Source organism: Streptomyces sp. NPDC086549 (genome assembly GCF_044746205.1).
Lineage (GTDB): Bacteria > Actinomycetota > Actinomycetes > Streptomycetales > Streptomycetaceae > Streptomyces.
On the sequence record NZ_JBIVBS010000001.1, the window covers coordinates 1,280,645 to 1,306,641 of the forward strand.

Annotated in this window: 28 protein-coding genes, 1 tRNA gene, 1 pseudogene and 1 riboswitch; of the genes and pseudogenes, 14 read left to right on the forward strand and 16 right to left on the reverse strand. The window is 69.8% G+C overall.

Going from position 1 to position 25,997, the window contains the following annotated elements:
* Positions 1 to 5 precede the first annotated feature (5 nt).
* Positions 6 to 194, forward strand: a complete 189-nt coding sequence (locus ACIPSA_RS05845; RefSeq protein WP_402629022.1) for a DUF397 domain-containing protein — start codon at positions 6 to 8, stop codon at positions 192 to 194.
* Here ACIPSA_RS05845 and ACIPSA_RS05850 read toward each other — a convergent pair.
* Positions 187 to 762 (reverse strand): hypothetical protein, encoded by a 576-nt coding sequence (locus tag ACIPSA_RS05850; RefSeq protein ID WP_402629024.1) that lies wholly within the window; start codon positions 760 to 762, stop codon positions 187 to 189. The genes ACIPSA_RS05845 and ACIPSA_RS05850 overlap by 8 nt on opposite strands.
* A gap of 101 nt (positions 763 to 863) precedes the next feature.
* Here ACIPSA_RS05850 and ACIPSA_RS05855 point away from each other — a divergent pair, with 101 nt between their 5' ends.
* The gene (locus ACIPSA_RS05855) at positions 864 to 1,898 is read left to right on the forward strand and encodes a hypothetical protein (protein WP_402629025.1); all 1,035 of its coding nucleotides are present in this window, start codon (positions 864 to 866) and stop codon (positions 1,896 to 1,898) included.
* A gap of 111 nt (positions 1,899 to 2,009) precedes the next feature.
* The gene (locus ACIPSA_RS05860) at positions 2,010 to 3,182 is read left to right on the forward strand and encodes a serine hydrolase domain-containing protein (protein WP_402629027.1); all 1,173 of its coding nucleotides are present in this window, start codon (positions 2,010 to 2,012) and stop codon (positions 3,180 to 3,182) included.
* A 38-nt stretch (positions 3,183 to 3,220) separates the two neighbouring features.
* On the opposite strand, the pseudogene ACIPSA_RS05865 reads toward ACIPSA_RS05860, so the two are convergent.
* Positions 3,221 to 3,439 (reverse strand): annotated as a pseudogene (locus ACIPSA_RS05865) (helix-turn-helix domain-containing protein); the annotation flags it as partial.
* Between the two features lie 184 nt (positions 3,440 to 3,623).
* Here ACIPSA_RS05865 and ACIPSA_RS05870 point away from each other — a divergent pair.
* The 3 genes from ACIPSA_RS05870 (at position 3,624) to ACIPSA_RS05880 (ending at position 5,781) form a co-directional block, all read left to right on the forward strand.
* A complete protein-coding gene (locus tag ACIPSA_RS05870; protein WP_402629029.1) occupies positions 3,624 to 4,373 on the forward strand; it encodes an SDR family oxidoreductase in 750 nt (249 codons plus the stop codon).
* An 11-nt stretch (positions 4,374 to 4,384) separates the two neighbouring features.
* Positions 4,385 to 5,383 (forward strand): sigma-70 family RNA polymerase sigma factor, encoded by a 999-nt coding sequence (locus tag ACIPSA_RS05875; protein WP_402629031.1) that lies wholly within the window; start codon positions 4,385 to 4,387, stop codon positions 5,381 to 5,383.
* A gap of 95 nt (positions 5,384 to 5,478) precedes the next feature.
* Positions 5,479 to 5,781, forward strand: coding sequence for a hypothetical protein (locus tag ACIPSA_RS05880; protein ID WP_402629032.1), 303 nt, complete (start codon positions 5,479 to 5,481; stop codon positions 5,779 to 5,781).
* Between the two features lie 56 nt (positions 5,782 to 5,837).
* Here the strand turns inward: ACIPSA_RS05880 and ACIPSA_RS05885 are convergent, their stop codons facing one another.
* On the reverse strand, positions 5,838 to 6,797 hold the full coding sequence (locus ACIPSA_RS05885) for a GlxA family transcriptional regulator (RefSeq protein ID WP_402629034.1): 960 nt from the start codon (positions 6,795 to 6,797) through the stop codon (positions 5,838 to 5,840).
* 143 nt (positions 6,798 to 6,940) lie between these two features.
* Here ACIPSA_RS05885 and ACIPSA_RS05890 point away from each other — a divergent pair, with 143 nt between their 5' ends.
* Together ACIPSA_RS05890 and ACIPSA_RS05895 are read left to right on the forward strand one after the other, a co-directional pair.
* Positions 6,941 to 7,390 (forward strand): hypothetical protein, encoded by a 450-nt coding sequence (locus ACIPSA_RS05890; protein ID WP_402629036.1) that lies wholly within the window; start codon positions 6,941 to 6,943, stop codon positions 7,388 to 7,390.
* A gap of 84 nt (positions 7,391 to 7,474) precedes the next feature.
* Positions 7,475 to 8,959: an alginate lyase family protein gene (locus ACIPSA_RS05895; RefSeq protein WP_402629038.1), complete on the forward strand. Its 1,485-nt coding sequence runs from the start codon at positions 7,475 to 7,477 to the stop codon at positions 8,957 to 8,959.
* A 185-nt stretch (positions 8,960 to 9,144) separates the two neighbouring features.
* Here ACIPSA_RS05895 and ACIPSA_RS05900 read toward each other — a convergent pair whose 3' ends face one another.
* Positions 9,145 to 10,518, reverse strand: coding sequence for a DUF445 domain-containing protein (locus ACIPSA_RS05900; RefSeq protein ID WP_402629040.1), 1,374 nt, complete (start codon positions 10,516 to 10,518; stop codon positions 9,145 to 9,147).
* Positions 10,519 to 10,682: 164 nt separating this feature from the next.
* Between ACIPSA_RS05900 and ACIPSA_RS05905 the strand changes: the two genes are divergently transcribed.
* The gene (locus ACIPSA_RS05905) at positions 10,683 to 12,026 is read left to right on the forward strand and encodes an SGNH/GDSL hydrolase family protein (protein WP_402629041.1); all 1,344 of its coding nucleotides are present in this window, start codon (positions 10,683 to 10,685) and stop codon (positions 12,024 to 12,026) included.
* Between the two features lie 18 nt (positions 12,027 to 12,044).
* On the opposite strand, the gene ACIPSA_RS05910 is transcribed toward ACIPSA_RS05905, so the two are convergent.
* The 5 genes from ACIPSA_RS05910 to ACIPSA_RS05930 all read right to left on the reverse strand — a co-directional run bounded on the left by ACIPSA_RS05910 (position 12,045) and on the right by ACIPSA_RS05930 (position 16,251).
* On the reverse strand, positions 12,045 to 12,941 hold the full coding sequence (locus ACIPSA_RS05910; protein WP_402629043.1) for a DUF1707 domain-containing protein: 897 nt from the start codon (positions 12,939 to 12,941) through the stop codon (positions 12,045 to 12,047).
* Between the two features lie 33 nt (positions 12,942 to 12,974).
* Positions 12,975 to 13,967 (reverse strand): ATP-binding cassette domain-containing protein, encoded by a 993-nt coding sequence (locus ACIPSA_RS05915; RefSeq protein ID WP_402629044.1) that lies wholly within the window; start codon positions 13,965 to 13,967, stop codon positions 12,975 to 12,977.
* A gap of 7 nt (positions 13,968 to 13,974) precedes the next feature.
* The gene (locus ACIPSA_RS05920; RefSeq protein ID WP_402629528.1) at positions 13,975 to 14,751 is read right to left on the reverse strand and encodes an ABC transporter permease; all 777 of its coding nucleotides are present in this window, start codon (positions 14,749 to 14,751) and stop codon (positions 13,975 to 13,977) included.
* 37 nt (positions 14,752 to 14,788) lie between these two features.
* Positions 14,789 to 15,589 carry an ABC transporter permease gene (locus ACIPSA_RS05925; RefSeq protein WP_402629046.1) on the reverse strand — a complete coding sequence of 267 codons (801 nt, stop codon included), beginning with the start codon at positions 15,587 to 15,589 and terminating at the stop codon, positions 14,789 to 14,791.
* Positions 15,590 to 15,720: 131 nt separating this feature from the next.
* On the reverse strand, positions 15,721 to 16,251 hold the full coding sequence (locus ACIPSA_RS05930; RefSeq protein WP_402629048.1) for a hypothetical protein: 531 nt from the start codon (positions 16,249 to 16,251) through the stop codon (positions 15,721 to 15,723).
* A gap of 937 nt (positions 16,252 to 17,188) precedes the next feature.
* On the opposite strand from ACIPSA_RS05930, the gene ACIPSA_RS05935 reads away from it, so the two are divergent.
* Entirely contained in the window at positions 17,189 to 19,477 is a 2,289-nt protein-coding gene (locus tag ACIPSA_RS05935; RefSeq protein WP_402629531.1) for a transglycosylase domain-containing protein, read from the forward strand.
* Between the two features lie 15 nt (positions 19,478 to 19,492).
* Here the strand turns inward: ACIPSA_RS05935 and ACIPSA_RS05940 are convergent, their stop codons facing one another.
* The 3 genes from ACIPSA_RS05940 to ACIPSA_RS05950 form a co-directional block, all read right to left on the reverse strand.
* On the reverse strand, positions 19,493 to 19,813 hold the full coding sequence (locus ACIPSA_RS05940) for a DMT family transporter (RefSeq protein WP_402629050.1): 321 nt from the start codon (positions 19,811 to 19,813) through the stop codon (positions 19,493 to 19,495).
* Positions 19,814 to 19,845: 32 nt separating this feature from the next.
* Positions 19,846 to 19,917: riboswitch (guanidine-III (ykkC-III) riboswitch) on the reverse strand.
* A 67-nt stretch (positions 19,918 to 19,984) separates the two neighbouring features.
* Positions 19,985 to 20,341, reverse strand: coding sequence for a GroES family chaperonin (locus ACIPSA_RS05945; protein WP_402629052.1), 357 nt, complete (start codon positions 20,339 to 20,341; stop codon positions 19,985 to 19,987).
* A 44-nt stretch (positions 20,342 to 20,385) separates the two neighbouring features.
* Positions 20,386 to 20,715: a DUF3618 domain-containing protein gene (locus ACIPSA_RS05950; RefSeq protein WP_402629054.1), complete on the reverse strand. Its 330-nt coding sequence runs from the start codon at positions 20,713 to 20,715 to the stop codon at positions 20,386 to 20,388.
* 93 nt (positions 20,716 to 20,808) lie between these two features.
* Between ACIPSA_RS05950 and bcp the strand changes: the two genes are divergently transcribed.
* The 3 genes from bcp (at position 20,809) to ACIPSA_RS05965 (ending at position 22,187) form a co-directional block, all read left to right on the forward strand.
* On the forward strand, positions 20,809 to 21,276 hold the full coding sequence (gene bcp, locus ACIPSA_RS05955; protein ID WP_402629055.1) for a thioredoxin-dependent thiol peroxidase: 468 nt from the start codon (positions 20,809 to 20,811) through the stop codon (positions 21,274 to 21,276).
* A gap of 141 nt (positions 21,277 to 21,417) precedes the next feature.
* Positions 21,418 to 22,083 carry an HNH endonuclease signature motif containing protein gene (locus ACIPSA_RS05960; RefSeq protein ID WP_402629057.1) on the forward strand — a complete coding sequence of 222 codons (666 nt, stop codon included), beginning with the start codon at positions 21,418 to 21,420 and terminating at the stop codon, positions 22,081 to 22,083.
* Between the two features lie 20 nt (positions 22,084 to 22,103).
* Positions 22,104 to 22,187: transfer RNA gene (locus ACIPSA_RS05965), tRNA-Leu, on the forward strand.
* A gap of 45 nt (positions 22,188 to 22,232) precedes the next feature.
* Here ACIPSA_RS05965 and rdgB read toward each other — a convergent pair.
* The 4 genes from rdgB to ACIPSA_RS05985 all read right to left on the reverse strand — a co-directional run bounded on the left by rdgB (position 22,233) and on the right by ACIPSA_RS05985 (position 24,502).
* Positions 22,233 to 22,835 carry an RdgB/HAM1 family non-canonical purine NTP pyrophosphatase gene (rdgB, locus tag ACIPSA_RS05970; RefSeq protein WP_402629059.1) on the reverse strand — a complete coding sequence of 201 codons (603 nt, stop codon included), beginning with the start codon at positions 22,833 to 22,835 and terminating at the stop codon, positions 22,233 to 22,235.
* Between the two features lie 46 nt (positions 22,836 to 22,881).
* The gene (locus ACIPSA_RS05975; RefSeq protein WP_402629061.1) at positions 22,882 to 23,289 is read right to left on the reverse strand and encodes a hypothetical protein; all 408 of its coding nucleotides are present in this window, start codon (positions 23,287 to 23,289) and stop codon (positions 22,882 to 22,884) included.
* A gap of 164 nt (positions 23,290 to 23,453) precedes the next feature.
* On the reverse strand, positions 23,454 to 24,191 hold the full coding sequence (gene rph, locus ACIPSA_RS05980) for a ribonuclease PH (protein WP_402629062.1): 738 nt from the start codon (positions 24,189 to 24,191) through the stop codon (positions 23,454 to 23,456).
* A gap of 77 nt (positions 24,192 to 24,268) precedes the next feature.
* Positions 24,269 to 24,502 (reverse strand): glucose PTS transporter subunit EIIB, encoded by a 234-nt coding sequence (locus tag ACIPSA_RS05985; RefSeq protein WP_067243776.1) that lies wholly within the window; start codon positions 24,500 to 24,502, stop codon positions 24,269 to 24,271.
* A 186-nt stretch (positions 24,503 to 24,688) separates the two neighbouring features.
* Between ACIPSA_RS05985 and ACIPSA_RS05990 the strand changes: the two genes are divergently transcribed.
* Complete coding sequence (locus ACIPSA_RS05990) at positions 24,689 to 25,987, forward strand: PTS transporter subunit EIIC (RefSeq protein ID WP_402629064.1); 1,299 nt, start codon at positions 24,689 to 24,691, stop codon at positions 25,985 to 25,987.
* Positions 25,988 to 25,997 lie beyond the last annotated feature (10 nt).

A 25,997-nucleotide genomic window follows, 5' to 3' on the forward strand; every position in this document is an offset into this window, starting at 1 on the left:
CAAGCATGCAGTGGCGCAAGAGCAGCTACAGCAACGGCATGGGTGGCGAGTGCTTGGAAGTAGCAGCGCTCGCTGGAGCAATCGCCGTGCGCGACTCCAAGGTTGCCTCGGGGCCACAAGTCACGTTGAGCAGCGCTGCATGGCAGGGCTTCATAGGGGCCCTGGCCCCACACAACCAGGAACCCGCTAGCTGACTGGCTGCAGCGGATCACGGACGATCTCACCGGCTCGCTGAAGGAAGATGGCGTGCGCCTCCACCATCTCGTTTCTAACCCGACTAAGTATGGACCAATCCACGCCCGAGCCTGCTGAACGCACGTTCTCCGCATGCAGCAAGGAACGCATCGCCTCTACCGACTTTCTCGTGAGGGCATAGGCCAACGCATTTGCCTCATTTGGCCCCCATAGTGCCAATTGGCTGGTTTTTGCTTGAAGTTCGAGCGTACGCTCTCGCACCTCGCGCGCTGTCGATCCATCAAGCCCGCGCCCATTTAGCACCTCGGGCGTAATGCGGGCAAACACCTCATCCAGAGCCGCGTAAGCCGCAATGAGGGCAGCGAAGCACTGATGCCGCTGGCTACGCACCCACTGCCAGTGCTCGGCTGCCGCCTGGCCGTGCACCTGCGCTAGCGCTGCTTCAACTGCTTTACGTCCGCCGACTTCCGCTCCATGTTTGGCATACCTACCAGCGATCACAGCCCCGATGACGGCCGCCGCGAAAGCGACAAAACCCGATATGATGGCGCTCATTGCATCACTCATCGCACCATCCTCGCTTGGGCCCAGCGCTACCACAACGCACCTCCAGGCGACCTCTGCCACTCTCCGCACGCGATGAGCACTGAAACCACTAACCTCGACTCATGAAAACACCCGCCCCCAGGTTTCAGCCCGGCGACGTCCTCACACGTGACGAAATACATCCCGTACTCGGCGGTAGCAGCTACGCCGGAATCTGTCCGGCGGTCGAGAAACGGAACGTTCTTCTGTTCTCAGACAGCAAGATTGGCGAACGTTACGGATATCGCGACGGATGGCTCGCCGAGGATGACAGCTTAGGCCCCATATTCACCTACACCGGAGTCGGGAAGCAGGGCGATCAGACCCTCAGCGGCGGAAATGCCTCGATCCTGGACCACGCCAACAAGGGGCGCACCCTGCATCTTTTCATCGCTGTGGGCAAGGTCCCAGGAAGCGACACGCGAACGCATAGATATATAGGCAAATTCAAGGTTGACGAACGCAAGCCGTTTGAGATACGGGAGGCTAAAGATGAATTAGGCCAAGACCGCAATGTCATCGTCTTCCGACTGCGCCCCATCGGCCCTTATATCCGAGAGACCGCCGACACTCTTCAACCGGCACCTAATTCCAGGTTTCGATTCCATCGGACTGCAGGCCGCATCGCCCGGACATACCGACGCCAGAGGCGTCAAAACCAGCAGCCAACTGACGTCGACCAGGTAGGTGCGGCCCGCGACGATCTGGCAGACGCCTTCGAAGAGCGCAGAGTCGCAGTTGGAGAGAATCTGGTTCAACTCGAGTTGTCGATGCGAAACTCGACGTCTCAGCTTGTATTCGACCTTTACAACCAAACAAATAACACGCTGTACGAGCCAACGGGTAGCGTAGCTAGCGAGTCGATCACCGGGGCGCTTGCTCAACTCCTGCAAGCGCGGCGCTACTTGAGTAGCCTCATCCACGATCAGCCCCTCCACCTCATGGTGCTCACGCCGACGCTACCCGGCGAAGATCTCCGTGATCTGCTCGCTGAACACGGGATTGGCATCGTGTATCGAAACGACAGCGGCGGCTTCTCTGAGTTCGAGGGAAACTCCACTGCATCGAGCGGTGCTCCTCCCGGTGTCCGCTGCGTGGATTGCCCCGTGGCCGTCTAGCGGCAATCAGGTTCGGCGATCGAGTGAAGCGATCTGGCAAAGAGCGCGACGAGCGGGGTCAGCGCTTCCGGAAGCCATCCAACCAGCCTGCCGCAGTGCCAGGATGAGGACATGACGATGATCCACGGGGAAGTGGCCGACGGGTTCGAGGGTGTGCGGGAGGCGTTCCGCGCCAACTTTGAGCAGCGCGGGGATGTCGGGGGCGCCGTGTGCGTGTACCAGGACGGGCGGCCGGTGGTGGATCTGTGGGGAGGAGTCGCCGATCCCGACACCGGGCGGCCCTGGGAGCGGGACACCCTGCAGCTCGTGTACTCCGCGACCAAGGGAGCCACCGCCACCATGGCTCATCTACTCGCCCAGCGTGGGGAGTTGGACCTGGACGCCCCGGTGTCCGCCTACTGGCCCGAGTTCGGGGTGGAGGGGAAGGCGGAGATCCCGGTGCGGTGGCTGTTGTCGCATCGGGCGGGGCTGGTCACGGTCGAGCCGCCTGTGCCGTTGGGTGAGGCGTTGCGCTGGCAGCCGATGGTTGAGGCGCTGGCGGCGCAGCGGCCGGTGTGGGAGCCGGGGACCGCGCACGGGTATCACGGGCGAACCTTCGGGTGGTTGGTGGGGGAGGTCATTCGGCGGGTCTCCGGGCGTACGCCTGGGCGGTTCTTCGCCGAGGAGATCGCCGGGCCGCTGGGCCTCGACTTCTTCATCGGGCTGCCGACGTCCGAGCGTGGGCGGGTCAGCCGGATGGTGTATCCGAAACCGCCGTTCGACCTGACCACCGTGCCGCTGGATGTTGTGCCTCCTGAGGTTCGGGAGTTCGTCGCCACGCTCCAGGATCCGGACTCGTTGACCAACAGGGCCTTCGCCGTCACCGATCCCGCCGAGATCGACTTCAACTCGGCGGAGGTGCAGGCCGCGGAGGTGCCCGCCTCCAACGGGATCGGCACCGCGCGCGGTCTGGCGCGGATGTACGCCGCGTTGATCGGGGAAGTGGACGGGGTACGGCTGTTCAGTCCCGAGACCCTCGCGTCGGCGACCGAGGAGCAGGCCGACGGGGTGGACAGGGTCATCATGCTCCCGATCCGCTTCGCCTCCGGGTACATGCTGCCGGTCGGGACGAACCCCTTGACCGGTCCCCACGCCTTCGGCCACCCCGGCCGCGGCGGATCGCTTGGCTTCGCCGACCCCGAGCACGGCATCGCCTTCGGTTACGTCATGAACAGCATCGTCGAAGGTGCCGAGGACACGCGCGCGTCCACGCTCGTCGACGCGGTGCGGGAGGCGCTGGCCTAGACGCCATTCCGGAGGATCCCCGCGCCTGATCGCCGGCCCTAGCCGCCTGAGCTGCGGAACGCCTGGCGGTACGCCTGTGGGCTCGTGCCGACCATTCTTCGGAAGCGTTCCCGGAAGGCGGTCGGGGAGCCGAAGCCCGACTGGGTTGCGATGCGCTCGACGGGGTGGCCGGTGGTCTCCAGCAGGTGGTGCGCCCTGCGCACCCGCGCCCGGTGCAGCCACTGCACCGGCGTCGTACCGGTCCACGTCCGGGTCCGGTCCAGATCGGGGTCCGGGGTGCGGTCGTTCGCAGGGCTTCACCGCCGGTTTGTTCGGGGACGGTCCTGATCGGTCCTGACGAAGGATGCCATGGGGCGGCGACGGTTTTTCGGGTGGTCGGTGGTCTTGATGTGTGACGCAAGCGAGCGTCACCGACCATCCAGCGTCACCAGGGAGAACCTGATGTCCGAGAACTTCCAGACCGCCGTCGTCACCGGTGCCAGTCGCGGCTTCGGGCGGGCCATCGCCGCCGCGCTCGTCGCCGGGGGCACCCGCGTCGTCGGCATCGCCCGTGATGAGGGCGAGCTGCGTGCCGTGCGTGAGGCGCTCGGGGCGGGCTTTGTGCCGCTCGCCGGCGATGCCACCGATGAGGCGCTCGCGCGGGACGTTGTCCGTGAGTACCGGCCCGGGCTGCTCGTGCTCAACGCCGGGGCCACCCCGCACATGGCGCCCTTGCAGGAGCAGAGCTGGGAGACCTTCGGCCGGAACTGGGAAGTGGACGCACGACACGTGTTCGCCTGGAGCCGGGCGGCGCTGCTGGAGCCGCTGGCGCCGGGGAGTGTCGTCGTCTCGATGTCGAGCGGGGCCGCGCTGGCCGGGTCCCCGCTGAGTGGTGGATACGCCAGTGCCAAGCAGGCCATCCGGTATATGCGGGGGTATGCGGCGGAGGAGTCCGAGCGCGGCGGGCTCGGTATTCGGTTCGTCGCGCTGCTTCCGCAGTTGACCCCGGCCACCGGCCTCGGCTCGGTCGGGGTCGCCGGGTATGCCGCCCGGCAGGGTGTCGAGCCGGAAGCCTTCGTCGAAGGGCTGCAGCCGGTCCTCAGCCCGGAGCAGGTCGCCAAGGCCGTCCTCGAAGTCGCCGGGGATTCCGGCAGCGCTCCGGAGTACCCGGAGTACCGGGTCAGCGGCGCCGGACTGCGGCCGGTGAAGTGAGTCGGCCGACAATGGAAGTTGCCGCACCCCAGGGAGTAGCCGCCGCCATGCCGTCCGACGCCGAGTTCACCACCCTGGCCGAGCCCTACCGGCCCGAACTGCTCGCGCACTGCTATCGGATCCTCGGGTCGATCCATGACGCCGAGGATCTGGTGCAGGAGACCTACCTGCGGGCCTGGCGCGGGTACGGGCGGTTCGAGGGACGCTCCTCGGTGCGGCGGTGGCTGTACAAGATCGCGACGATGGCCTGTCTCACGGCTCTGGAAACACGCTCCCGGCGGCCGCTTCCGTCCGGTCTGGGCGCGCCCTCGGACGATCACCGGGTGGCCGTGGCCGACCGCGATCCGTCGGTGGCGTGGCTCCAGCCGGCGCCCGACTCGCTGTTCGGGGGCGCGGACCCGGCGGCGCTCGTGGCCGGCCGGACCGGAGTGCGGCTCGCCTTCGTCGCCGCGCTGCAGCTCCTGTCGGCACGGCAGCGGGCCGTGCTGACCCTGCGCGACGTGCTGGCGTTCCGGACGGCCGAGGTCGCCGAGATGCTCGACACGACGACCGCGGCCGTCGACAGCGCCCTGCGCCGGGCGCGGGCCCGCCTGGCCGAGGCCGGGCCGGTCGAGGACGATCTGGGCGAGCCTGATGAGGGGGCAATCCAGGAACTGCTCGACCGTTACGTCGAGGCGTTCACCCGGGCCGACGCCGACGCGCTCGTGGACCTGCTGCGGGCGGACGTCGAGATGGAGATGCCTCCCATCCCTACCTGGTTCACCGGGCGGCGGGCCGTCGTCGGGTTCCTGGCCGGGCGGGTGCTGCGCCGGGATCTGTGGCGGATGGTGCCCACCCGTGCCAACGGCCAGCCCGCCCTCGTCGTCCACCGGCACGCGGGCGGCGGCCTCTACGAGGCCTACGGCGTCCAGGTCCTGACTCCGATCGGGGCACGGATCGCCCGTATCACGGCCTTCAACGACCCAACTCTGGTGCCGTTGTTCGGTCTTGAGCCCACGCTCACTGTCTGAGGGACACGCCGGTCCTCGTGGGGCGATCCTTGTGCGCAGGGCCTCTGGGCGGTCCGTTAGCCTCGGCCTCGGAACGCAGACAAAAGGAGGCAGGCATGGCCAAGGTTCCCAGCTCGGTGATCGCCGCGGGCGGGCTCGTCGGCGGGTACGGCGTCGCCCGCTGGACCAAGAAGCGGCCGCTGGGCGGGGCCGTACTGGCCGTCGCGGGCGCGGCCGCCGCGCAGCAGTGGCGCAAGGAGGCCGGTGGGAAAGCCGCGGGGGCGCTGACCGCCGCCTACGTCGCCGCCTTCGCCGGGTCCCACCCGCTGGCCAAGAAGATCGGCGCCTGGCCGTCCGTCTTCGGGGTCGCTGGCGCCGTGGCCCTGGCCTCCTGGGCCGTCGCGGACCGGCGGGCCTAGGGCTGGCATAGGGCTGGAATGGGGCCGGCATAGGACCTGTCCGGTGCTGGACCGGCCTAGGCGCCGTTTGTGCTCTTGAACGCCCGCCGGTACGCCTGCGGGCTCGTCCCCACCACCCGTCGGAACCGTTCCCGGAACGCCGTCGGCGAGCCGAAGCCGACCTGTTCGGCGATCCGCTCCACCGGGTACGGCGTCGTCTCCAGCAGGTACTGCGCACGCCGTACCCGCGCCCGGTGCAGCCACTGGAGCGGGGTCGTGCCGGTCTGTTCGCGGAACCGGCGGTTCAGTGTGCGCGTGCTCATGCCCGCCCGCGCCGCGATCTCGTCCAGGGTGAGGTCCCGGGCGCAACTCTCCTCCAGCCAGTCCAGGAGCGGCTCCAGGGTCGCGCCGGCCGGGGCCGGGGGCTGGTCGTGGACGATGAACTGGGCCTGTCCGCCCTCCCGTTCGAGGGGCATGACGCAGTGGCGGGCCGTGTGCGCGGCGACCGCCGAGCCGTGGTCCAGGCGGATCATGTGCAGGCACATGTCCATGGCGGCGGCCGCGCCCGCCGAGGTGAGGAACTGTCCGTTGTCGACGTACAGGACGTTCGGGTCGACGGTCACCTTCGGGTACATCGCGGCCAGGTCCTGGGCCGCGACCCAGTGCGTCGTGGCGCGCAGACCGTCCAGCAGGCCGGTCGCCGCGAAGACGAACGCGCCGACACAGATCGAGGCGATGCGCGTGCCGTTCGCCGCCGCGGTGCGCACCGCCTCCGCGACCTCCGGCGGCAGCGGGGCCGTGGGGTCGGCGACGCCGGGCAGGATGATCGTGTCGGCCTCCGCCAGCGCGTCGAGGCCGTACGGCGCGCGCACCGTGAACGCCCCGGCGGCCGCGGTCACCTCCTGCGCCGACGAGCACACCCGTACCCGGTAGGCCGCGCGGCCGTCCGGCAGCCGGGCCCAGCCGAAGGTGTCGATCGCGACGGTGAGGTCGAACGGGATGACCTGGTCCAGTGCCAGTACGGCCACGGTGTGCATGGCAAGAAGGTAGTCGTACGACGGATTGTCGCCAACCGGTGCGGTCCACAGCACCGTATGTGGCGCTGAATATGGCCAGAATCTGTTGACTCCTGGCACTATTGCCACTTCTGCGAGATCCGTCGCCCGCCTAGCGTCGGCCCGTGACCAAGTTCCTCCTCGCCGTCCACGTACTGGCCGCCATCGTCGCCGTCGGGCCCGTCTCCGTCGCCGCCAGCATGTTCCCGCCCGCCGCCCGCCGGGCCCTGACCTCGCCCGACGACACCCGGGCGGCGGAGACCGTGCAGCTGCTGTACCGGATCTGCCGGGTGTACGCCGTCGTGGGCGTCGTCGTTCCCGTCTTCGGGTTCGCCACCGCGAGCAACATGGGTGTGCTCGGCAGCGCCTGGCTGATCGTGTCGATAGCGCTGACCGCGCTCGCCGCGTTGGTGCTGATCGCGCTGGTGCTGCCCGGGCAGAGCGCCCTCGTCGAGGGCGGTGGCACGCGGGAGGCGACCGTTCGGCTCGCCATGTTCACCGGGCTGTTCAACCTGCTGTGGGCCGCGGTGACCATCCTGATGATCGTGCGACCGGGGTCGACCACGGGCGCGTGAGTCGTCGGCCACGGGCGACCGCGAGTTTCTGTCGGCGACCGTGAGTTTCTGTTATCGGTGTCCGTCCCGGTCCGTCTCCGCAGCATGCACGTGACTCGACAGATCAGCCGCCGGAGCATGCTGAAGGCCGCGGGCGCCGCGACCGCCGCCGTGGGTGTCACCGGTGTCACCGCGGGTGTCACCACCGTCCCCGCGGCGGCCGCCGGGAGCGGCTTCGCGCACCCCGGCCTGCTGCACACCCGTACCGACCTGGAACGCATGGCCGCCAAGGTGAAGGCCGGAGCCGCGCCCTATACGACGGGCTTCGCGAAGCTGACCGCCAACCGGCACGCGCAGAACGGCTGGCGGGCCAACCCGCAGGCGACCGTGTACCGGGGAGCGGGCAGCCCGCAGAACTACACGATCCTCTACAACGACATCCACGCCGCCTACCAGAACGCCCTGCGGTACCACGTCGACGGCGACAGCGCGCACGCCGACACCGCCGTCGCGATCCTCAACGCCTGGTCGGCGCAGCTGACGTCGATCGAAGGGTCCGCCGACCGGTTCCTGGCGGCCGGGCTGTACGGCTACCAGTTCGCCAACGCCGCCGAGCTCGTCCGCGACCGCCCCGGCTTCGACCTGGCCGGCGCGAAGAAGGTGCTGCTGGACGTCTTCCACCCGCTCAGCGAGTCCTTCCTCGCCAAGCACAACGGCGCCTATGACACCAACTACTGGCCCAACTGGGACCTGACCGCCCTCGCCTGCGTCCTGGCCGTCGGCATCTTCTGCGACGACCGGGCCAAGGTCGACCGGGCCGTCGAGTACTTCAAGCACGGCGTCGGCATGGGCTCGGTCAAGAACGCCATTCCGGTCGTGTACGACGACGGGCTCGCCGAGTGGGTGGAGGCGGGCCGCGACCAGGGGCACGCGCTGCTCGGCGTCGGCCTGATGGGCACCGTCTGCGAGATGGCCTGGAACCAGGGCATCGACCTGTACGGCTACGACGACAACCGCTTCCTCAAGGGCGCCCAGTACGTCGCCAAGTGGAGCATGGGCGGCACCGTGCCGTACACCGCCAACACCCGCCGGAAGGGCGCGCCCGGTGTCTGGTCCGGGTCGGAGACCGCGAGCGCGGCGGCGGCCGTGGATCCGGCGATGACCCGGCCGATCTGGGCCATGATCGCCAACCACTACACCAAGCGGCGGGGGCTGTCCGCCTCGTATGTCACCCGGATCGCGGCGAAGGCCGCGCCCGAGGGCGGGGGTGGGGATTACGGTCCGAACAGCGGGGGGTTCGACCAGCTCGGGTTCGGGACGCTGGCGTTCACCCGGGATCGGGTGAGGGCGGCTTCGGCGAGGCCGTCGGAATCGGCCGCCGATGCCGGGGCCGGCGCGCGGCCGCAGTCGGCCGCCACCCCGTCGGCCGCGACCCCGTCGGCTGTCGCCTCCGCCGGGTCCGGCGACGACCTCGCCGCGACCGGTTCCACCGGGCTCGTGGGCTGGACCGCCGCCGCGGGGGTCACCGCCGTTGCCGGGGGGCTGCTGTTGCTGCGGCGCCGGGGGCGGGAGCGGCGCGAGGCCGAGTAGGCACCGTTCCCTGGTGCCGGCCGGGGGTAGGTCGCGCAGCCCGGCGCTTACGGGGTGCCGCTGCGCCCACCCGTGCCGCCTGGGGGTCCCCCCTTTGGGGGAGGCACGACTGCCCGCAGTTACGCAGGCACGGTGACTGCCCGCAGCTACGCAGGCGCGGCGGCTGCCCGCAGCTATGCGCGGAGCTACGCCCCCAGCCCCCGCGAAACCGCGTAGATCGCCAACCCCGCCAGTGAGCCCACCACCGTGCCGTTGATCCTGATGAACTGCAGGTCGCGGCCGATGTGGGCCTCGATCTTGCGGGTCGTGTGCTCGGCGTCCCAGCCGGCCACCGTCTCGGTGATCAGGGAGGTGATCTCCTTGCGGTAGGTCGTCACGACGTGGACCGCCGCGCCCTCGACCCAGCTGTCGACCTTGTTCTGGATCTTCGGCTCGGTGGCCATGCGGGCGCCGAGGGACAGGAGGGAGGCGCGGACGCGCAGGCGCAGCTCGCTGCGCTCGTCCTCGGCCGCTGAGACGATCATGGATCGTACGGCCGTCCAGGCGGACGCGATCAGGTCCTGGACCTCGCCGCGGCCCAGCACCTCGCCCTTCAGCCGCTCGACACGCGCGCGTGTGTCCGTGTCGGACTGGAGGTCGAAGGCGAAGTCGGTGAGGAAGCGGTCGAGGGCGCCGCGGGCGGGGTGGGAGGGCATGTCGCGCATCTCGGCGCAGAAGCGGAGCAGCTCCTTGTAGACGCGTTCGCCGACCTTCTTGTCGACGAAGCGCGGGGTCCAGCCGGGGGCGCCGCCCTCGATGGCGTCCATGACCTGCTCGTCGTGCAGGACGAGCCAGTCGTGGGCACGGGTGACGATGAGGTCGACGGCCCGTCTGTGGCCGCCGTCGGCGACGATCTTCTCCAGCATCTTCCCTATGCCGGGCGCGATCTCCCGGGCGTCGGCCCGGCGGGTGATCGCCTCGCCGACCACCGCCTGGACGTCGGAGTCGCGCATGACCGTGAGGGCGCCGCGCAGGGCCGTGGCCAGCTCCGCCGTCACCCGGTCCGCGTGCTCGGGTTCCGCCAGCCAGGCGCCCAGGCGGCTGCCGATGCCGACGGCGCGCAGCCGCTGCCGTACGACGTCCTCGGAGAGGAAGTTCTCGCCGACGAATTCGCCGAGGGAGACGCCCAGCTGGTCCTTCTTGGTGGGGATGATCGCGGTGTGCGGAATGGGCACGCCGAGGGGGTGGCGGAAGAGAGCGGTGACCGCGAACCAGTCGGCCAGGGCGCCGACCATGCCGGCCTCGGCGGCCGCGGCCACGTAGTCCGCCCAGGGGCCCGCGCCCTGGCCGGAAGCCAGTTTGGCGACGGCGTACACCACCGCCACGAGGAGCAGCAGCCCCGTCGCCGTGAGTTTCATGCGCCGCACCCCGCGCTGCCGCTCCTCGTCGGCGGCGGTGAAGGCGGTCATGGTCCGGTGGGTCGGGGCGCTGCCACGGGTCGCCGTCGCTGTTGCCGCGGCCGTTGCTGTTTCCGCTTCCGTACGTTCCATTTGCTCCACCCGTTCGGTGATCCCGCACACATTGTCCCTTCCTGACCGACTCCTGGAACGGAACAGGAGTTCCCGGCGTCTGCCGAAAAGGGGGTTTGGGCAGGGCCCTGTCAGTTCTCCCGGACCCATGTCGCATCATGGACACAACAGACAGGAGCCTCGGGCTCCCACCGCCCGAGGAGAACGACACAAGCATGACCAGGCGTCATGGCTATGCCCTGCTCAGTGCAGTCGTCGCGCTGGTCGCGGCGCTGTCCGCCGCCATCTATGTCACGGTGGCGGCCGACGACGGCACACCGCGCGGCACCGTCGCCCAGGACCGACGCCCGCACCACGACTCCTCGGCCGCTCCCGCCTCCGCCGGCACCTGGGTCGGCTCCTGGTCCTCCTCCCCGGTCGGCGCCGAGCCGGGAACCGAGACGGAGGGCCTGGCGGGCCGCTCGGTGCGCAACGTGGTGCACGCCGGCGTGGGGGGCAAGAGCGCCCGGATCACCCTGTCCAACCTCTACGGCCAAGCGCCGCTGACCATCACGCACGCCTCGATCGCGGTCGCGGCCGGCGACGACACCGCGGCGGCCGCGGCGGACACGATGCGCCGGCTCACCTTCGGCGGCAACACCGGCGTGGTCATACCGGCGGGCGGCCAGGTACTGAGCGACGCCGTCCGCGTCACCGTCCCGCACGACACGGACGTCCTGGTCACCACGTACTCCCCCACCGCCGACGCGTCCGGCCCGGTCACCTACCACCCGCACGCACGGCAGGTGTCGTACGTCGCGCAGGGCGACCACACGGAGGACGCGGCGGCCGACCCGTACACCGAACAGACGCCGTACTGGCGCTATCTGACGGCCCTCGACGTGCTGAGCAACGAGTCCGACGGCACGGTCGTCGTGCTCGGAGACTCCATAACCGACGGGATCACCTCCACCGAGGGCGCCAACCGCCGCTGGACGGACGTCCTTTCGGAGCGGCTGCGCACCGCGCTCGCGAGCGGTCAGGACCTGCCCCGCTACAGCGTCGTCAACCAGGGCATCAGCGGCAACCAGGTCCTCGCGGACGGGCTGGGCCGGCCCGCCGAGAACCAGAGCGGGCTCGGCCGCTTCGGCCGGGACGTGCTCTCCCGTACGAACGTCAAGGTCGTCGTCATCGACCTCGGCATCAACGACATCATCCGCAACCCGCGGCTCGCCGACCCCGCCCGGATCACCGACGGACTGCGCACCCTCGTCCGCCAGGCCCACGCCCGCGGCCTCAAGGTCATCGGCGCCACCCTGATGCCCTTCCAGGGCCACCCCGGCTGGACGGCGGCCCGGGAGGCGGTACGGCAGCAGGTCAACGCCCAGATCCGGGCCGGGCGGGTCTACGACTCGGTGGTCGACTTCGACCAGGCCCTCCGGGACCCGTACGACCCGCGCAGGCTCCGCCCCGACTACGACTCGGGCGACCATCTCCACCCCAGCGACCAGGGCTACCGGAAGATGGCGGAGGTCTTCGACCTGCGTCAGCTGAAGGGGGCGGGGCAGGCGGAACTGTAGCCGCCGACGCGGACGCGCTCAGTACTCCCGGCGGCCGCGGCCGCGCCGCTCCCGGCGCTCCTCCCGCCGCTCCCGGTGCCGCTCGATCCGCTCCTCGTGCCGCTCCCGATGCCGCTCGATCATCTCCTCGTGCCGCTCCAGGTGCCGCTCGATCATCTCCTCGTGCATCTCCCGCCGCCGCTCCAGGTGCCCCTCCAGCATCCCGCGGTGGTCCCCGAACGGCCCCTCGTCCAGCGAGCGCGACGCCTTGCGGTCCAGCTTCTCCTGGCGGCGCTCCTCCTTCAGCCGCTGCCGCTCGGCCCGCGTGAGCTTGCGCTCCACCGCGACCCCGCCCCAGAAGGCGAAGCCGGTCACGACCACCCGCGGACCGCCCGGCTCACCCGGCACGCCCTCCTCGCGGTGGTCGAAGCCGCCCATGATGCCGATGCCGCGCACGACGACCTCGACCCCCGGCGGCACGATCACATGCACCCCGCCCATGATCGCGACACAGTTGATCTCGACCTCGCGGTCCGCGAAGTCCGCCTCCCGCAGGTCGATCTCGCCGCCGCCCCAGAAGGCGAAGCAGCTGAACCGCTTCGGCACGGTCCAGCGCCCCTTGCGCTGGAAGCCGGACATGACGGCGACCGCCCCGGTGGACGAGCCCTCGCCGCCGACGATCCGGCCCGCCCAACTCCCGCTCTCCACGGGCTCCTTGCGCAAGGACACCGCGGGAGGGGCGGCCGCGGCCGGTCCCGGCAGGTCTCTTGTGACGGGCGTCAGCTCGCCGTACGTCCGTGCCTTGTACGTCGCCTCCAGCCGCTCCTCGAACTCCTCCATGTCGAGCCGCCCTTCGGCTAGGGCGTCCCGCAGGACCTCGGCGACTCGTTCACGGTCGGCGTCGGAAGCGCGCAGCTCCGCGGCATCGTCGGTCATACAGAGCAGCCTACGAGTTCCCCGCGCGGGGCACTATGCGGTGGCCTTGTCCGCGTACATCTTGGCGATCACCGCCTCGATGTCCGGCTCCCGCACCGACAGGTCCACCAGCGGATACTCGGCCGCGATCCGCGCCACCAACGGCGCCGCCGACTCGGAGGCCGGGAAGGCCAGATACTGCCGGGGACCCTCCACCTTCACCACCCTGGCCCCGGGCACCTCGATCGGTGGCAGTTCCCGCTCCAGGTCCACCACCAGGGTGCGCTCGCTCTCGCCCACCTCGTGCAGTCCGGCGAGCGGGCCGTCGTACATCAGCCGGCCGTGGTCGATGACCATCACCCGGGAGCACAGTTGCTCGATGTCCTGGAGGTCGTGCGTGGTGAGCAGGACCGTGGCGCCGCGCTCGGCGTTCAGGTCACGCAGGAACGTGCGCACCTTCGCCTTGGAGATCACGTCCAGGCCGATGGTCGGTTCGTCGAGGTAGAGGATCTCCGGATCGTGCAGCAGGGCGGCCGCGATATCGCCCCGCATGCGCTGACCGAGGGAGAGCTGGCGGACGGGGACGTCCAACAGGTCGGCCAGTTCGAGGAGTTCGACGCAGCGGTCGAGGTTCTCGCGGTAACGCCGGTCGGGGATCCGGTACATGCGGTGCACCAGGCGGTACGAGTCGATCAGCGGCAGGTCCCACCACAGGGTCGTACGCTGCCCGAACACCACTCCGATGCGGTGCGCCAGGCGCGTGCGCTCACGGGACGGGTCGATGCCGGCCACGCGCAGGCGTCCGCCGCTCGGGGTCAGGATCCCCGTGAGCATTTTGATCGTCGTCGACTTGCCGGCGCCGTTCGGCCCGATGTAGCCGACCATCTCGCCGCGCGCCACCCGGAAGGAGAGTTCGTCGACGGCCCGCACCTGCCGCCGCTCCCGCTTCAGGAACCCGGTCTTCCTGCGCACGTCGAAGACCTTCTCTACGCGGTCGAGTTCGATGAAGTCACTGTCGGGTCCGATGAAGTCGCTGTCGCCGTCCATGAGTTCCTCAGCTCCCCGTACTCCGATACGACCGAAGCCCCACCCGCCAGGCCGCCCCGGCCAGGGCACAGCACCCCACCGCCACCAGCGGCGGCGTGAACGCGGTCCACGTCGGCAGGCCGAGCGGATACGGCCGCCCCAGGACGTAGGTCGCGGGCAGCCAGTTGACGAAGGCCAGGGGCAGCACGAACGTCACCCCGCGCACCAGTTCCTTCCCGAACACGGTGGGCGGGTACTGCAACATCGTCGTGCCGCCGTAGGTGAACGCGTTCTGCACCTCGGACGCGTCCTGCGCCACGAACTGGAAGGCCGCGCCCGCCACGAACACCGCGCTGAAGATCCCGGCGCCGCTGACCACCATCACCGGCATCAGCAGCAGCTTCAGCGGAGTCCACTCGATGTCGAGGGAGGTCAGCGCGTACCCGAGCACCAGCACGCCCTGTGTCACCCGGCCCAGGCGGCGCAGCGCGAACCGGTCGGCCGCCAGCTGCGCCAGCACCGGCGCGGGACGGACGAGGAGGGTGTCGAGGGTGCCGTCGCGCACCCGGCGCCCCAGCCGGTCCATCGAGCCGATCATCAGGTCGGCCAGTCCGAAGGCCATACCGGACAGCCCGTAGAGGAAGGCGACTTCGGGCAGCGTGTAGCCGCCGAGCGCGTCCACGCGGGAGAACATCATCAGGATCGCCACGAAGTCGAGGGCGGTCGCGGTGAAGTTGGCGACCGTCGTCATCACGAAGGAGGCCCGGTACGCCATCGTGGAGCGGATCCACATCGCGGCGATCATCCGGTAGGCGCGCAGTCCGTCCACGACCCGGCCCGTCTCAGCCACCCTGCACCACCACCCGTCGCGTCGCCACGGACTGGACCAGCCGGCCCAGCGCCAGCAGTGCCGCCGCCCACGCCGCCTGGAAGGCGAAGACCCCCCAGGGGTCGACGCGCCCCAGCAGTACGTCCGCGGGTGCCTGGAGCAGCGACGACCAGGGCAGGGCCCGTACGACCTCGCCGATCACGCCCGGGAAGACGTTCAGCGGCAGCACCATCCCGGAGCAGAAGAAGCCCGTGATCCACGCCGCCTGCGCCACCCCGGTGCCGTCCAGCAGCCAGAACGCGCTCAGCGCCACCAGGAAGCGGATCCCGAAGCCGACCACCATCGCCAGCAGGACGGCGGCGAGGAAGGCGGCCCAGGTCCCCGTGTCCGAGGGCAGCGCCACCGGGAAGAGCAGCGCGCCGAAGACGAAGGGGACCACGCCCCGGCCGAGCAGTTGGAACAGGGCCCGGCCCAAGTCGGCCGACATCCACCACAGTTGCAGGTCGGCGGGCCGGTAGAGGTCGATCGCGATGTCACCCGTACGGATACGATCCATCAGCTCGTCCTCGAAGCCGCCGCCCCCGATGGCGAGCGTCGAGAACAGGGCCTGCCCGAGCCATACATAGGTGACTGCCTGCGCCTGGTCGTAGCCGCCCAGGTGCGGTCTCTCGTCCCACAGGGCGAGGTACGTGTACACCAGGATCAGCCCGAAGACAGTGTTCGTGAACACCCCTGCCGCAGTGGCGACCCGATACGTCGCGTAACGTCTGAAACCCCCCGCAGCGACGGCCCCGTACAACCGTCCAGTGCCCACGCCAGTCAACCTCCCGGACCGCCCGACACCGAAGCGCAGGAGCTTAGTCCGGAGGCGATGTGGCGGGCCAAGCATTTTCCGCGCCGGACGCGCGCCGGAATCCGGGAACGGAACGCTTGGTGCGAGAGTCTTCACCAGGGGGGCCCAGATGGCGTACGAGGGCGTACGGGTACGTACGAGGCGAAACAGGAGTCCGTGCACGACATGAGCGACGAGCCGCAGCCGCAGCCGCAGCAGCCGAATGAGGGCGGCGCGACGACAGAGCCGCCGGCGGCTGGAGAGCCCGCCGAACAGGGGAGCACGGCGGCCGGGAACGCCGGCACCGTCCCGAACGCGCGGAACGCCGAGCCGGCGGGGCCTGCCGAGAGGGCGGGGACCGCGGAGAGGGCGGGGGGCACGGAGACCTCGGCCCGCACGGAGACCTCGGCCCGCACGGGGAGCCCGAGCAACCCGGGACGCCCGGCGAACGGATCCGGGCCGGCTGAGGCCGCCGAGAAGGCGGGCGGTGCGGAGACCTCGGCGAACACGGGAGGCCTGGGCAGCACGGGCCGCCCGGTGAACGCGCGGAGCACCGACACCACGGCGACCGCCGAGAGGGCGGGGGGTGCGGAGGCCGCGGCAACCGCCGGGAGCCCGAGGAACCCCGGACGCCCGACAGACACCGGAAGCCCGCGGAACGCAGGAAACCCCCGGAGCCCAGGGAACCCGCGGAACGCCGCCGACCCCGGCGAGACCGCCACGAGGGCGGGAAGCGCAGAAGCCGCGGCAACCGCCGGGAGCCCGAGGAACCCCGGACGCCCGACAGACACCGGAAGCCCGCGGAACGCAGGAAACCCCCGGAGCCCAGGGAACCCGCGGAACGCCGCCGACCCCGGCGAGACCGCCACGAGGGCGGGGAACACCGGCACCGCGGCAGACGCAGGCACCGCGCGCAACGCACAGACTGCGGCAAACCCGCGAACCCCAGCCAACGCGGGCACCGCGGGGACCCAGGCGAACGCGGGCACCGGGGAGACCCGGACGAACGCGGGCACCACCGGGGGGACCCGGGCGAACGCGGGCACCACCGGGAACACACGGACGCCCGGCACCGCGGGAACCCCGGCGGACGCCGGCACCCCCAGGGCCGACGACACCACCAGGCTCACCCCCGTCAAGGCGGACGTGCCCGGCCCGAGAGCCGACGACACCACCCGGCTCACCCCGGTCAAGGAAACCCCGCGGGCCGACGACACCACGCGCCTCACCCCGGTCAAGGAGACCCCGCGAGCCGATGACACCACCCGGCTGACCAGGGTCAAGGCGGACGTGCCGAGCCCCAGGGCCGCCGAGACCGCGAGGATCCCCCGGACCGCCGGCAGCACGGGCACCGCGGGCACCGCCGTGAACGCAGGGGTCGCGGCGAATCAGCGGACCGCCGCGAACCCGGTGAACCCGGCGTCCACGGCGTCCACGGCGTCCACGTCAAACGCGCGGAGCGCCACGCGCCCGGCCACCGCCGAGAGCGCCGCGAACGCTGCCGCCGCAGGCAACGGCAACGGCAAGAAGCGGAAGCGGCCCAAGCGCACCGGCTGGCGTCGGCTGTTCCCGACCTGGCGAATGGTGCTCGGCACCTTCCTCGTCGGCGTCCTGCTGCTCATCGGCCTGTTCTTCGTCGGCTACTCGTTGGTGAAGATCCCGCCGGCCAACGCGCTCGCCATGAAGCAGAGCAACGTCTTCCTGTACGCGGACGGCTCCCAGCTGGCCCGCGACGGCGAGATCAACCGGGAGAACGTCACCCTCGCCCAGATCTCCAAGCAAGCCCAGCACGCCGTACTGGCCGCCGAGGACCGCGACTTCTACACCGAGTCGGCCATCGACCCGAAGGCGATGATCCGCGCCGCGTGGAACACCGCCACCGGCAAGGGCACGCAGTCCGGCTCGACGATCACCCAGCAGTACGTGAAGAACTACTACCTGGCCCAGGAGCAGACCGTCACCCGCAAGGCCAGGGAGTTCTTCATCTCGATCAAGCTGGACCGCAACGAGTCCAAGGACAGGATCCTCGAGGGCTACCTCAACACAAGCTACTTCGGCCGCAACGCCTACGGCATCCAGGCCGCCGCCCAGGCCTACTACGGAGTGGACGCCATCGACCTGGACCCGGCCCGCGCCGCGTACCTCGCCGCGCTGGTCAACGCGCCCAGCGAGTACGACGTCGTCGCGCACCCGGAGAACAAGTCCGCGGCCGTGGCCCGCTGGAACTACGTCCTGGACGGCATGGTCACGAAGGGCTGGCTCAGCGAGTCCAAGCGGAACGGCATGAAGTTCCCGATGCCGAAGGAGCAGACCGTCTCCACCGGACTGTCCGGGCAGCGCGGCTACATCGTCGACTCGATCAAGCACTACCTCATCACGAACAAGATCATCGACGCGGACAAACTGGAGGGCGGCGGCTACCGCATCACCACCACCCTGCAGAAGAGCAGGCAGGACGCCTTCGTCAAGGCGGTCAACGACCAGCTGATGCACAAGCTGGACAAGAAGAACCGCAAGGTCGACAACTACGTCCGCGCGGGCGGCGCCTCCGTCGACCCCAAGACCGGCAAGGTCGTCGCGATGTACGGCGGCGTCGACTACGTGAAGCAGTACACGAACGGCGCGACCCGGGGAGACTTCCAGGTCGGCTCCACCTTCAAGCCGTTCGTGTTCACCTCGGCCGTGCAGAACGCGTCCACCACGCAGGACGGCCAGACCATCACGCCGAACACGTACTACGACGGCACCAACCAGCGTCCCGTGCAGGGCTGGAGCGGCGGCGCCTACGCCCCCGAGAACGAGGACTCGCGGTCGTACGGCAACATCACCGTGCGCAAGGCCACCGACCTGTCGGTGAACTCGGTGTACGCGCAGATGGCCGTCGACGTGGGCCCGGCGAAGGTCAAGAAGACCGCGGTCGACCTCGGCATCCCGTCCGACACCAAGGACCTGAACCCCTACCCGTCCATCGCCCTCGGTACCTCCACCGCCAGCGTGCTGGAGATGGCCGAGGCGTACGCCACCCTCGCCAACCACGGCAAGCACGGCACGTACACGATGATCGAGAAGATCACCAAGGACGGCACGGAGGAGGTCAAGCTGCCGGAGGAGGAGACGAAGCAGGCCGTCAGCCGCGAGGCCGCCGACACCACGACGTCGATCCTGCAGAGTGTCGTCCAGACCGGCACCGCGACCGCGGCCCAGGGCGCCGGGCGCCCCGCGGCGGGCAAGACCGGCACGGCGGAGGAGGACACGGCGGCCTGGTTCGCGGGCTACACGCCCGACCTGGCCACGGTCGTCTCCGTGATGGGCCAGGACCCGGTGACCGCCGCCCACAAGTCGCTGTACGGCGTGATGGGCCTGGACCGCATCAACGGCGGCGGGGCGCCCACCGAGATCTGGGCCCAGTACACGAAGGCCGCCCTGAAGGGGAAGCCGGCCAACGAGTTCGACCTGGAACTGCAGCAGGGCGCCGAGGTCCAGGCCCCCGGCACACAGGCCCCGACCGAGCCCGGCACCACCGGCGGGGAGAACGACGGCGGCACGACCGACGGCGGCCAGGACCAGGGGCAGACCCAGGGCCAGACGGACGGCCAGGACAACGGCGGTACTACCGCGGGCACGACCGACGGAACCACCGCCGGCAACACGACCGCGGGCAACACCGCCGGGACCACCGACGGCAACACGACGACGGGCAACACCGCCGGTACGGCCGACGGCGGCACGACGGCGGGCACGACCGACGGAACCAGCGCCGGAACCACCGACGGAACCACCGCCGGCACGAGCACGGGCACCACCGACGGCACCTCGACCGGGACGACGGCGGGCGCCGGAGGCCAGCTGCTCAGGTCGAGAGAAGAGTGACCGGTCAGTGACCGGTCAGTGACCGGAGGTCGCCTTGATTCCCACCACGGCGACCAGCAGCAGACACACGAAGAAGATCCGGGCGGCGGTCGCCGGCTCCCCCAGCACCACCATGCCGAGCACCGCCGCACCGGCGGCCCCGATGCCCACCCACACGCCGTAGGCGGTGCCGATGGGCAGGGACCTGGCTGCGTACGACAGCAGCAGCATGCTGGCGACGATGCCGGCGCCGGTGAGCAGGCTGGGGACGGGGCGGGTGAAACCGTCGGTGTACTTCATGCCGACGGACCAGGCGACTTCGAGCAGACCGGCGACGACGAGCAGGACCCAGGCCATGGGGAGCACCTCTGTAAGACGTACTGACGGGTGGTGCGTCGTCTTTGCGTACGTCCCGGTACGGCGCGTCTCGTCGGGCTGACTGCTTTCGAACATAGCAAAGCAATGACAAAAAGGGCTGGTGACGGTGGTCACCAGCCCTTTTCGACCGTTGATTCAGGCGCAGTCTCGTCAGAGGTACAGGCCGGTCGAGTCCTCCGACCCCTCGAACCGGTCCGCCGCCACGGCGTGCAGATCACGCTCGCGCATGAGCACGTACGCGGTGCCGCGCACCTCGACCTCGGCCCGGTCCTCCGGGTCGTACAGGACGCGGTCACCCGGCTCGACGGTCCGCACGTTCTGCCCGACCGCGACCACCTCCGCCCAGGCCAGCCGCCGCCCGACCGCCGCCGTGGCGGGAATCAGGATGCCGCCGCCCGACCGACGCTCACCCTCACTGGCGTCCTGCCGCACGAGCACACGGTCGTGCAGCATGCGGATGGGCAGCTTGTCGTGATGGGTGCTGTGCTCATTTCTGTTGGCGCTCACGCCTTCGAACCTACCTGCCTTTTACCCGTCCGTACGCGACCGGGTCAGCCCTTGCGGCGACGGGAGCCCAGCGCGAGCAGCCCGACGACCCCGACGGCGAGGAGCGCGACCGGCACGATGCGCTCGATCCGGGGCGCGCCCTCCGCGTCCACGAACTGGGCCCGCACATCGGTGACCACCCGGTTGACCTGCACGTATGCCCGCCCGAGGGTGTGGTCCACGTTGGCGGCAACCCTCGCCTTGGCGTCGCCGACGATGGTCTTCGGATGCACCCGCACCCCGATCTCGTCCAGCATCTCGGCCAGCACCTCGCGGCGGCGCTTGATGTCCGCCTCGATCTGCGCCGGGGTTCTCGTGTCCGACGTCTCCGCCACCGTACGGCCTCCGAAGTCTGCTGATGCTGTTCCGGACAGTCTGTCAGCTTCACGCGCCGCCGCACTCCCAGGACCCCCCGTTACTCTGGTCCGATGAGCGAGCGACTCCAGCCCGGGGACGTGGCCCCCGACTTCACCCTGCCCGATGCCGACGGCAACGAGGTGTCCCTGGCCGACCACAAGGGCCGCAAGGTCATCGTCTACTTCTACCCCGCCGCCCTCACGCCCGGCTGCACCAAGCAGGCCTGTGACTTCACGGACAACCTCGACGTCCTGGCCGGCGCGGGCTACGACGTGATCGGCATCTCCCCCGACAAGCCGGAGAAGCTGGCGAAGTTCCGCGAGAAGGAGTCCCTGAAGGTGACCCTCCTCGCCGACCCCGACAAGACGGTCCTGGACGCGTACGGGGCGTACGGCGAGAAGATGAACTACGGCAAGAAGTACCTGGGCGTCATCCGCTCGACGGTGATCATCGACGAGGAGGGCAAGGTGGAACGCGCCCTCTACAACGTCCGCGCCACCGGCCACGTAGCCAAGATCATCAAGGATCTGGCCATCTGACGGCTGCCTGCTCCGCCACTGACGGCTCGCACCGGGGAGACCTGGCGCGAGCCGTCTTCGCTTTTCCGGGCGTGACTGTCCGATAACCGGTTCGTTACTTCGTACGGGCTGCGAACGCGCGGCCGGAACGGAGGGGACTCGATGGGGGCCAGTGCGTACACCAAGGAGCGGCTGGAGGCGGCGGCTCGGGGAGCGCGGACGTTGTCGGAGGCGTTGGGGAGGTTGGGGGTGGATCCGCGGAGTTCGACGCGACGGTACGTCTTCGATCGGATGAAGAAACTGGGTGTGGATGTGTCGCACTTCGAGCGGGAGGGGGTGAAGTGGACGCGGGAGGTGCTGGAGGGGGCGGTGGCGGCGTCGACGAACATGTGCGAGGTGCTGCGGCGGCTCGGGCTTGAGGTCGTTGGCGGGCATCACACGCACATCAGCCGGAGGATCAAGTCATACGGGATCGACACCTCGCACTTCACATCGGTTGTCCGAACGGAGCGCATGAAGGACAACCAGCGGCGCCGGACTCCCGGGGAGATCCTCGTCGAGGACACATCACCACACGCTCGGCGGGTTCCGGGCTATCGCCTGAAGCATGCAATGAGCGAGGTGGGCGTTGAAGAGCGCTGCGCGCTCTGCGGGATCGAAGCGGTCTGGCTCGGCGAACCCCTCCCACTGGAGGTCGACCATATCGACGGCAACTGGCGAAACAACCGCATCGATAATCTGCGCTTGCTTTGCCCCAACTGCCACGCGATCACCAGCACCTGGTGCCGAGGGGGACGCCGACGTACCCCTCATGCAAGCAGCACATGACCGGTACCATGGCCGTGCATGCGGCCGTGTCGTAATTGGCAGCCGAGCAGCGCTTAGAACGCTGTGGGAGAAATCCCGTGTGGGTTCGAGTCCCACCGGCCGCACCCGAGGGGAGGGGCCGTCCGTCCGGGCGGCCCCTCCCCCATTCCTCAGCCCAACAGCTCCCGAACCACCGGCACCAGCGCCCGGAACGCCTTCCCCCGGTGGCTGATCGCGTTCTTCTCCTCGGGACTCAGCTCGGCGCACGTCCGTGTCTCCCCCTCCGGCTGGAGGATCGGGTCGTAGCCGAAGCCGTTCGCGCCCGTCGGCGCATGCCGAAGAACACCCCTCAGCCGGCCCTCGACCACCCGCTCCCGACCGTCCGGCAACGCCAGGGCCGCCGCGCACGCGAAGTGGGCGCCGCGGTGCTCGTCGGCGATGTCCGCGAGCTGGGCCAGGAGCAGGTCCAGGTTGGCCTTGTCGTCGCCGTGCTTGCCTGCCCAGCGGGCGGAGAAGATGCCGGGGGCGCCGCCCAGGACGTCTACGCAGAGGCCCGAGTCGTCGGCCACCGCCGGGAGGCCCGTGGCCTGGGCGAGGGCGTGGGCCTTGAGGAGGGCGTTCTCGGCGAAGGTGACGCCCGTTTCCTTGACGTCGGGGATGTCGGGGTACGCGTCGGCGCCCACCAGCTCGTGGGGCAGGCCCGCGTCGGCGAGGATCGCGCGGAGCTCGGTGATCTTTCCGGCGTTGCGGGTGGCGAGGATCAGGCGGGTCATGGGGGCCAGTATCCCCTGCGCCCGTGCGGGATCCGCCTGCCGGGACCTACGGGGTGCAGACCTTGGTCAGCTCGCCCGCCGCGTCGGTGACCGGGCCGACGTCCGGGGTCTTGTCGCCGTTCTTGATCGCGGTGCGGACGTTGTCGACGGCCTTTCGGAGGTCGTCGACCGCCTTGTTGACGTCGGCGTTGTCCGTCTTGTCGCCGATCTTGTCGAGGTTCTTCTGGATCGAGGCGAGGGACTCGTCGGTCTGCGTGGGGTCGTTGGCCGCGTTCTCCACCGCCTGCTGGAGGTCGGTCACGCTGTCGGCGATGGAGTCGGCGGTCTGGACGCAGTCCAGGGCCTTGTTGACGGCATCGCAGCCGCTGGCGAGGCCGGCGGTGAGCACGACGGCCGCCACGGTGGTGGCGACGGCGGTGATTCGGGCTCGACGTCGGTGTCGGCTCGCGGCCATGGCGATGGTCCCTCTCCCTCGTTGGACGGGCGCACGGCGGTATGCCGTGCGCCCGTACCCATAGGGACGCCGGGGAGGCCGGTCAGGTTGCCGCCTGGCGGCCTCGCCCTTTGAGGATCCCTTTACTTCTGCGGGGTCACTTCTGCGAGGTCACTTCTGCGAGGTCACTTCTGCAGGGTCGCTTCCAGTGCCGCCTGCTGGATGGCGGTGAGTTCCGCGCAGCCGGTCACGGCCAGGTCGAGCAGGGCGTTGAGCTCGTCGCGGGCGAAGGGCTCGGCCTCGGCGGTGCCCTGGACCTCGACGAAGCGGCCGTCGCCGGTGCAGACGACGTTCATGTCGGTCTCGGCCTTCACGTCCTCCTCGTAGCAGAGGTCGAGGAGCGGGACTCCGCCGACGATGCCGACCGAGACCGCGGAGACCGTGCCGGTCAGCGGCTGGCGGCCGGCCTTGATCAGCTTCTTGCCCCGGGCCCAGGAGACCGCGTCGGCCAGGGCCACGTACGCGCCGGTGATGGCGGCCGTGCGGGTGCCGCCGTCGGCCTGGAGGACGTCGCAGTCCAGGACGATGGTGTTCTCGCCGAGGGCCTTGTAGTCGATGACGGCGCGCAGGGAGCGGCCGATGAGGCGGGAGATCTCGTGCGTACGGCCGCCGATCCTGCCCTTGACGGACTCGCGGTCGCCGCGGGTGTTGGTGGCGCGGGGCAGCATGGAGTACTCCGCGGTGACCCAGCCCTCGCCGCTGCCCTTGCGCCAGCGGGGGACGCCTTCGGTGACCGAGGCCGTGCAGAAGACCTTGGTGTCGCCGAAGGAGATGAGGACGGAGCCCTCGGCATGCTTGCTCCAGCCGCGTTCGATGGAGACCGGGCGGAGCTGTTCGGGCGTGCGGCCGTCGATTCGAGACATGGCGACGAGCCTAGCCGCACATGGGGAAGGGGCCCGTCCCGCGTCGGGAAGAGCCCCTTCCGGGTGAGCGGCGGGGCTCACATCATGTCTTCGATCTCCGCGGCGATCGGGTCGGCGTCGGTGCCGATGACGACCTGGATGGCGGTGCCCATCTTCACGACGCCGTGGGCGCCGGCGGCCTTCAGGGCGGCGTCGTCGACCAGTGAGGGGTCGGAGACCTCGGTGCGCAGGCGGGTGATGCAGCCCTCGATCTCCTCGATGTTGTCGATGCCGCCGAGTCCGGCAACGATCTTCTCAGCCTTGGTGGCCATGATCCTTCTCCCTGATCCGAACCGCTTTGTCGCAGTAACCCACAGTTGGCCCAACTTCGCGAGCGGTCTTGCCGTGGATACCGAATGATGGCGTTCACGACAGCGGAACCGTCCGCCGACTGGTCTACACCACAGGGTGGACGGCCGCCAAACCCGCCTCGCAAGCCGAGCGGCCCGGAGGACGCGATGAGCGCCGAGAGCAGCGCCGGAGGTGCGGTCAGCCCCGCCCGCGCCCGCTGGAACGCCCTGTTCCAGGGGCTGCAGAAGATGGGCCGCAGTCTGCAGCTGCCCATCGCGGTCCTGCCGGCCGCGGGCATCCTCAACCGGCTCGGGCAGCCGGACGTGTTCGGTGAGGACGGCCTCGGCTGGACGGACGTCTCGAAGGTGATGAAGGGCGCGGGCGGTGCGCTGCTCGACGGCTCGCTGGGGCTTCCGCTGCTGTTCTGCGTGGGTGTGGCCATCGGCATGGCGAAGAAGGCGGACGGCTCGACCGCGCTGGCGGCGGTGGCGGGCTTCCTCGTCTATTACGGGGTGCTGCACCAGTTCCCCGAGGACTGTGCCGAGGGAGCGAAGGCGGTGGCGACCGGCTGTCAGGTGAAGGTGGGGACGGTGACCGCCTACACGTACCAGAATCCGGGGGTCTTCGGCGGAATCGTCCTGGGTCTGATGGCGGCCTACTTCTGGGCCCGCTTTCATCGCACGCGGCTCGTGGACTGGCTCGGCTTCTTCAACGGCCGTCGGCTCGTCCCGATCATCATGGCGTTCGCCGCGATCGTCTTCGCGGCGGTGTGCCTGTGGGTCTGGCCGCCGATCGGCAGTGGGCTGCAGAGCTTCAGCGACTGGCTGAGCGGGCTGGGCGCCTGGGGCGCGGGCGTCTTCGGTGTCGCCAACCGCGCTCTGCTGGTGGTCGGGCTGCACCAGTTCCTGAACGTGCCCATCTGGTTCCAGTTCGGCAGCTACACCAAGCCCGACGGCACGGTGGTGCACGGCGACATCAACATGTTCCTGGCGGGCGACCCGAACGCGGGCCAGTTCACGTCGGGCTTCTTCCCCATCATGATGTTCGCGCTGCCCGCCGCCGCGCTGGCCATCACGCACTGCGCCCTGCCGCACCGCCGCAAGGAGATCGGTGGCCTGATGCTCTCGGTGGCACTGACGTCGTTCGTCACCGGCATCACCGAGCCCCTCGAATACTCCTTCCTCTTCGTCGCCCCCCTCCTGTACGTGATGCACGCGCTGCTCACCGGTGCCTCGATGGCGGTGACGTGGGGGCTCGGGGTGCACGACGGCTTCAGCTTCTCCGCGGGCCTCATCGACTACGTCATCAACTGGAACCTCGCGACCAAGCCGTGGGCGATCATCCCGATCGGCCTGTGCTTCGCCGCCGTCTACTACGCCGTCTTCCGCTTCGCGATCACGAAGTTCGACCTGAAGACGCCGGGACGGGAGCGCGAGGAGGAGGTCGAGGACACCACGAAGGCCTAGGGCCGACCTG

What these genes read in the sequence shown, in the direction of transcription:
- ACIPSA_RS05845 (WP_402629022.1), top strand. Translation starts at nt 6, where the DNA reads ATGCAGTGGCGCAAGAGCAGCTACAGCAACGGCATGGGTGGCGAGTGC.
- ACIPSA_RS05850 (WP_402629024.1), bottom strand. Translation starts at nt 762, where the DNA reads ATGAGTGATGCAATGAGCGCCATCATATCGGGTTTTGTCGCTTTCGCG.
- ACIPSA_RS05855 (WP_402629025.1), top strand. Translation starts at nt 864, where the DNA reads ATGAAAACACCCGCCCCCAGGTTTCAGCCCGGCGACGTCCTCACACGT.
- ACIPSA_RS05860 (WP_402629027.1), top strand. Translation starts at nt 2,010, where the DNA reads ATGACGATGATCCACGGGGAAGTGGCCGACGGGTTCGAGGGTGTGCGG.
- ACIPSA_RS05870 (WP_402629029.1), top strand. Translation starts at nt 3,624, where the DNA reads ATGTCCGAGAACTTCCAGACCGCCGTCGTCACCGGTGCCAGTCGCGGC.
- ACIPSA_RS05875 (WP_402629031.1), top strand. Translation starts at nt 4,385, where the DNA reads ATGGAAGTTGCCGCACCCCAGGGAGTAGCCGCCGCCATGCCGTCCGAC.
- ACIPSA_RS05880 (WP_402629032.1), top strand. Translation starts at nt 5,479, where the DNA reads ATGGCCAAGGTTCCCAGCTCGGTGATCGCCGCGGGCGGGCTCGTCGGC.
- ACIPSA_RS05885 (WP_402629034.1), bottom strand. Translation starts at nt 6,797, where the DNA reads ATGCACACCGTGGCCGTACTGGCACTGGACCAGGTCATCCCGTTCGAC.
- ACIPSA_RS05895 (WP_402629038.1), top strand. Translation starts at nt 7,475, where the DNA reads ATGCACGTGACTCGACAGATCAGCCGCCGGAGCATGCTGAAGGCCGCG.
- ACIPSA_RS05905 (WP_402629041.1), top strand. Translation starts at nt 10,683, where the DNA reads ATGACCAGGCGTCATGGCTATGCCCTGCTCAGTGCAGTCGTCGCGCTG.
- ACIPSA_RS05910 (WP_402629043.1), bottom strand. Translation starts at nt 12,941, where the DNA reads ATGACCGACGATGCCGCGGAGCTGCGCGCTTCCGACGCCGACCGTGAA.
- ACIPSA_RS05915 (WP_402629044.1), bottom strand. Translation starts at nt 13,967, where the DNA reads ATGGACGGCGACAGCGACTTCATCGGACCCGACAGTGACTTCATCGAA.
- ACIPSA_RS05920 (WP_402629528.1), bottom strand. Translation starts at nt 14,751, where the DNA reads ATGATCGCCGCGATGTGGATCCGCTCCACGATGGCGTACCGGGCCTCC.
- ACIPSA_RS05935 (WP_402629531.1), top strand. Translation starts at nt 17,189, where the DNA reads ATGGTGCTCGGCACCTTCCTCGTCGGCGTCCTGCTGCTCATCGGCCTG.
- ACIPSA_RS05940 (WP_402629050.1), bottom strand. Translation starts at nt 19,813, where the DNA reads ATGGCCTGGGTCCTGCTCGTCGTCGCCGGTCTGCTCGAAGTCGCCTGG.
- bcp (WP_402629055.1), top strand. Translation starts at nt 20,809, where the DNA reads ATGAGCGAGCGACTCCAGCCCGGGGACGTGGCCCCCGACTTCACCCTG.
- ACIPSA_RS05960 (WP_402629057.1), top strand. Translation starts at nt 21,418, where the DNA reads ATGGGGGCCAGTGCGTACACCAAGGAGCGGCTGGAGGCGGCGGCTCGG.
- rdgB (WP_402629059.1), bottom strand. Translation starts at nt 22,835, where the DNA reads ATGACCCGCCTGATCCTCGCCACCCGCAACGCCGGAAAGATCACCGAG.
- ACIPSA_RS05975 (WP_402629061.1), bottom strand. Translation starts at nt 23,289, where the DNA reads ATGGCCGCGAGCCGACACCGACGTCGAGCCCGAATCACCGCCGTCGCC.
- rph (WP_402629062.1), bottom strand. Translation starts at nt 24,191, where the DNA reads ATGTCTCGAATCGACGGCCGCACGCCCGAACAGCTCCGCCCGGTCTCC.
- ACIPSA_RS05985 (WP_067243776.1), bottom strand. Translation starts at nt 24,502, where the DNA reads ATGGCCACCAAGGCTGAGAAGATCGTTGCCGGACTCGGCGGCATCGAC.
- ACIPSA_RS05990 (WP_402629064.1), top strand. Translation starts at nt 24,689, where the DNA reads ATGAGCGCCGAGAGCAGCGCCGGAGGTGCGGTCAGCCCCGCCCGCGCC.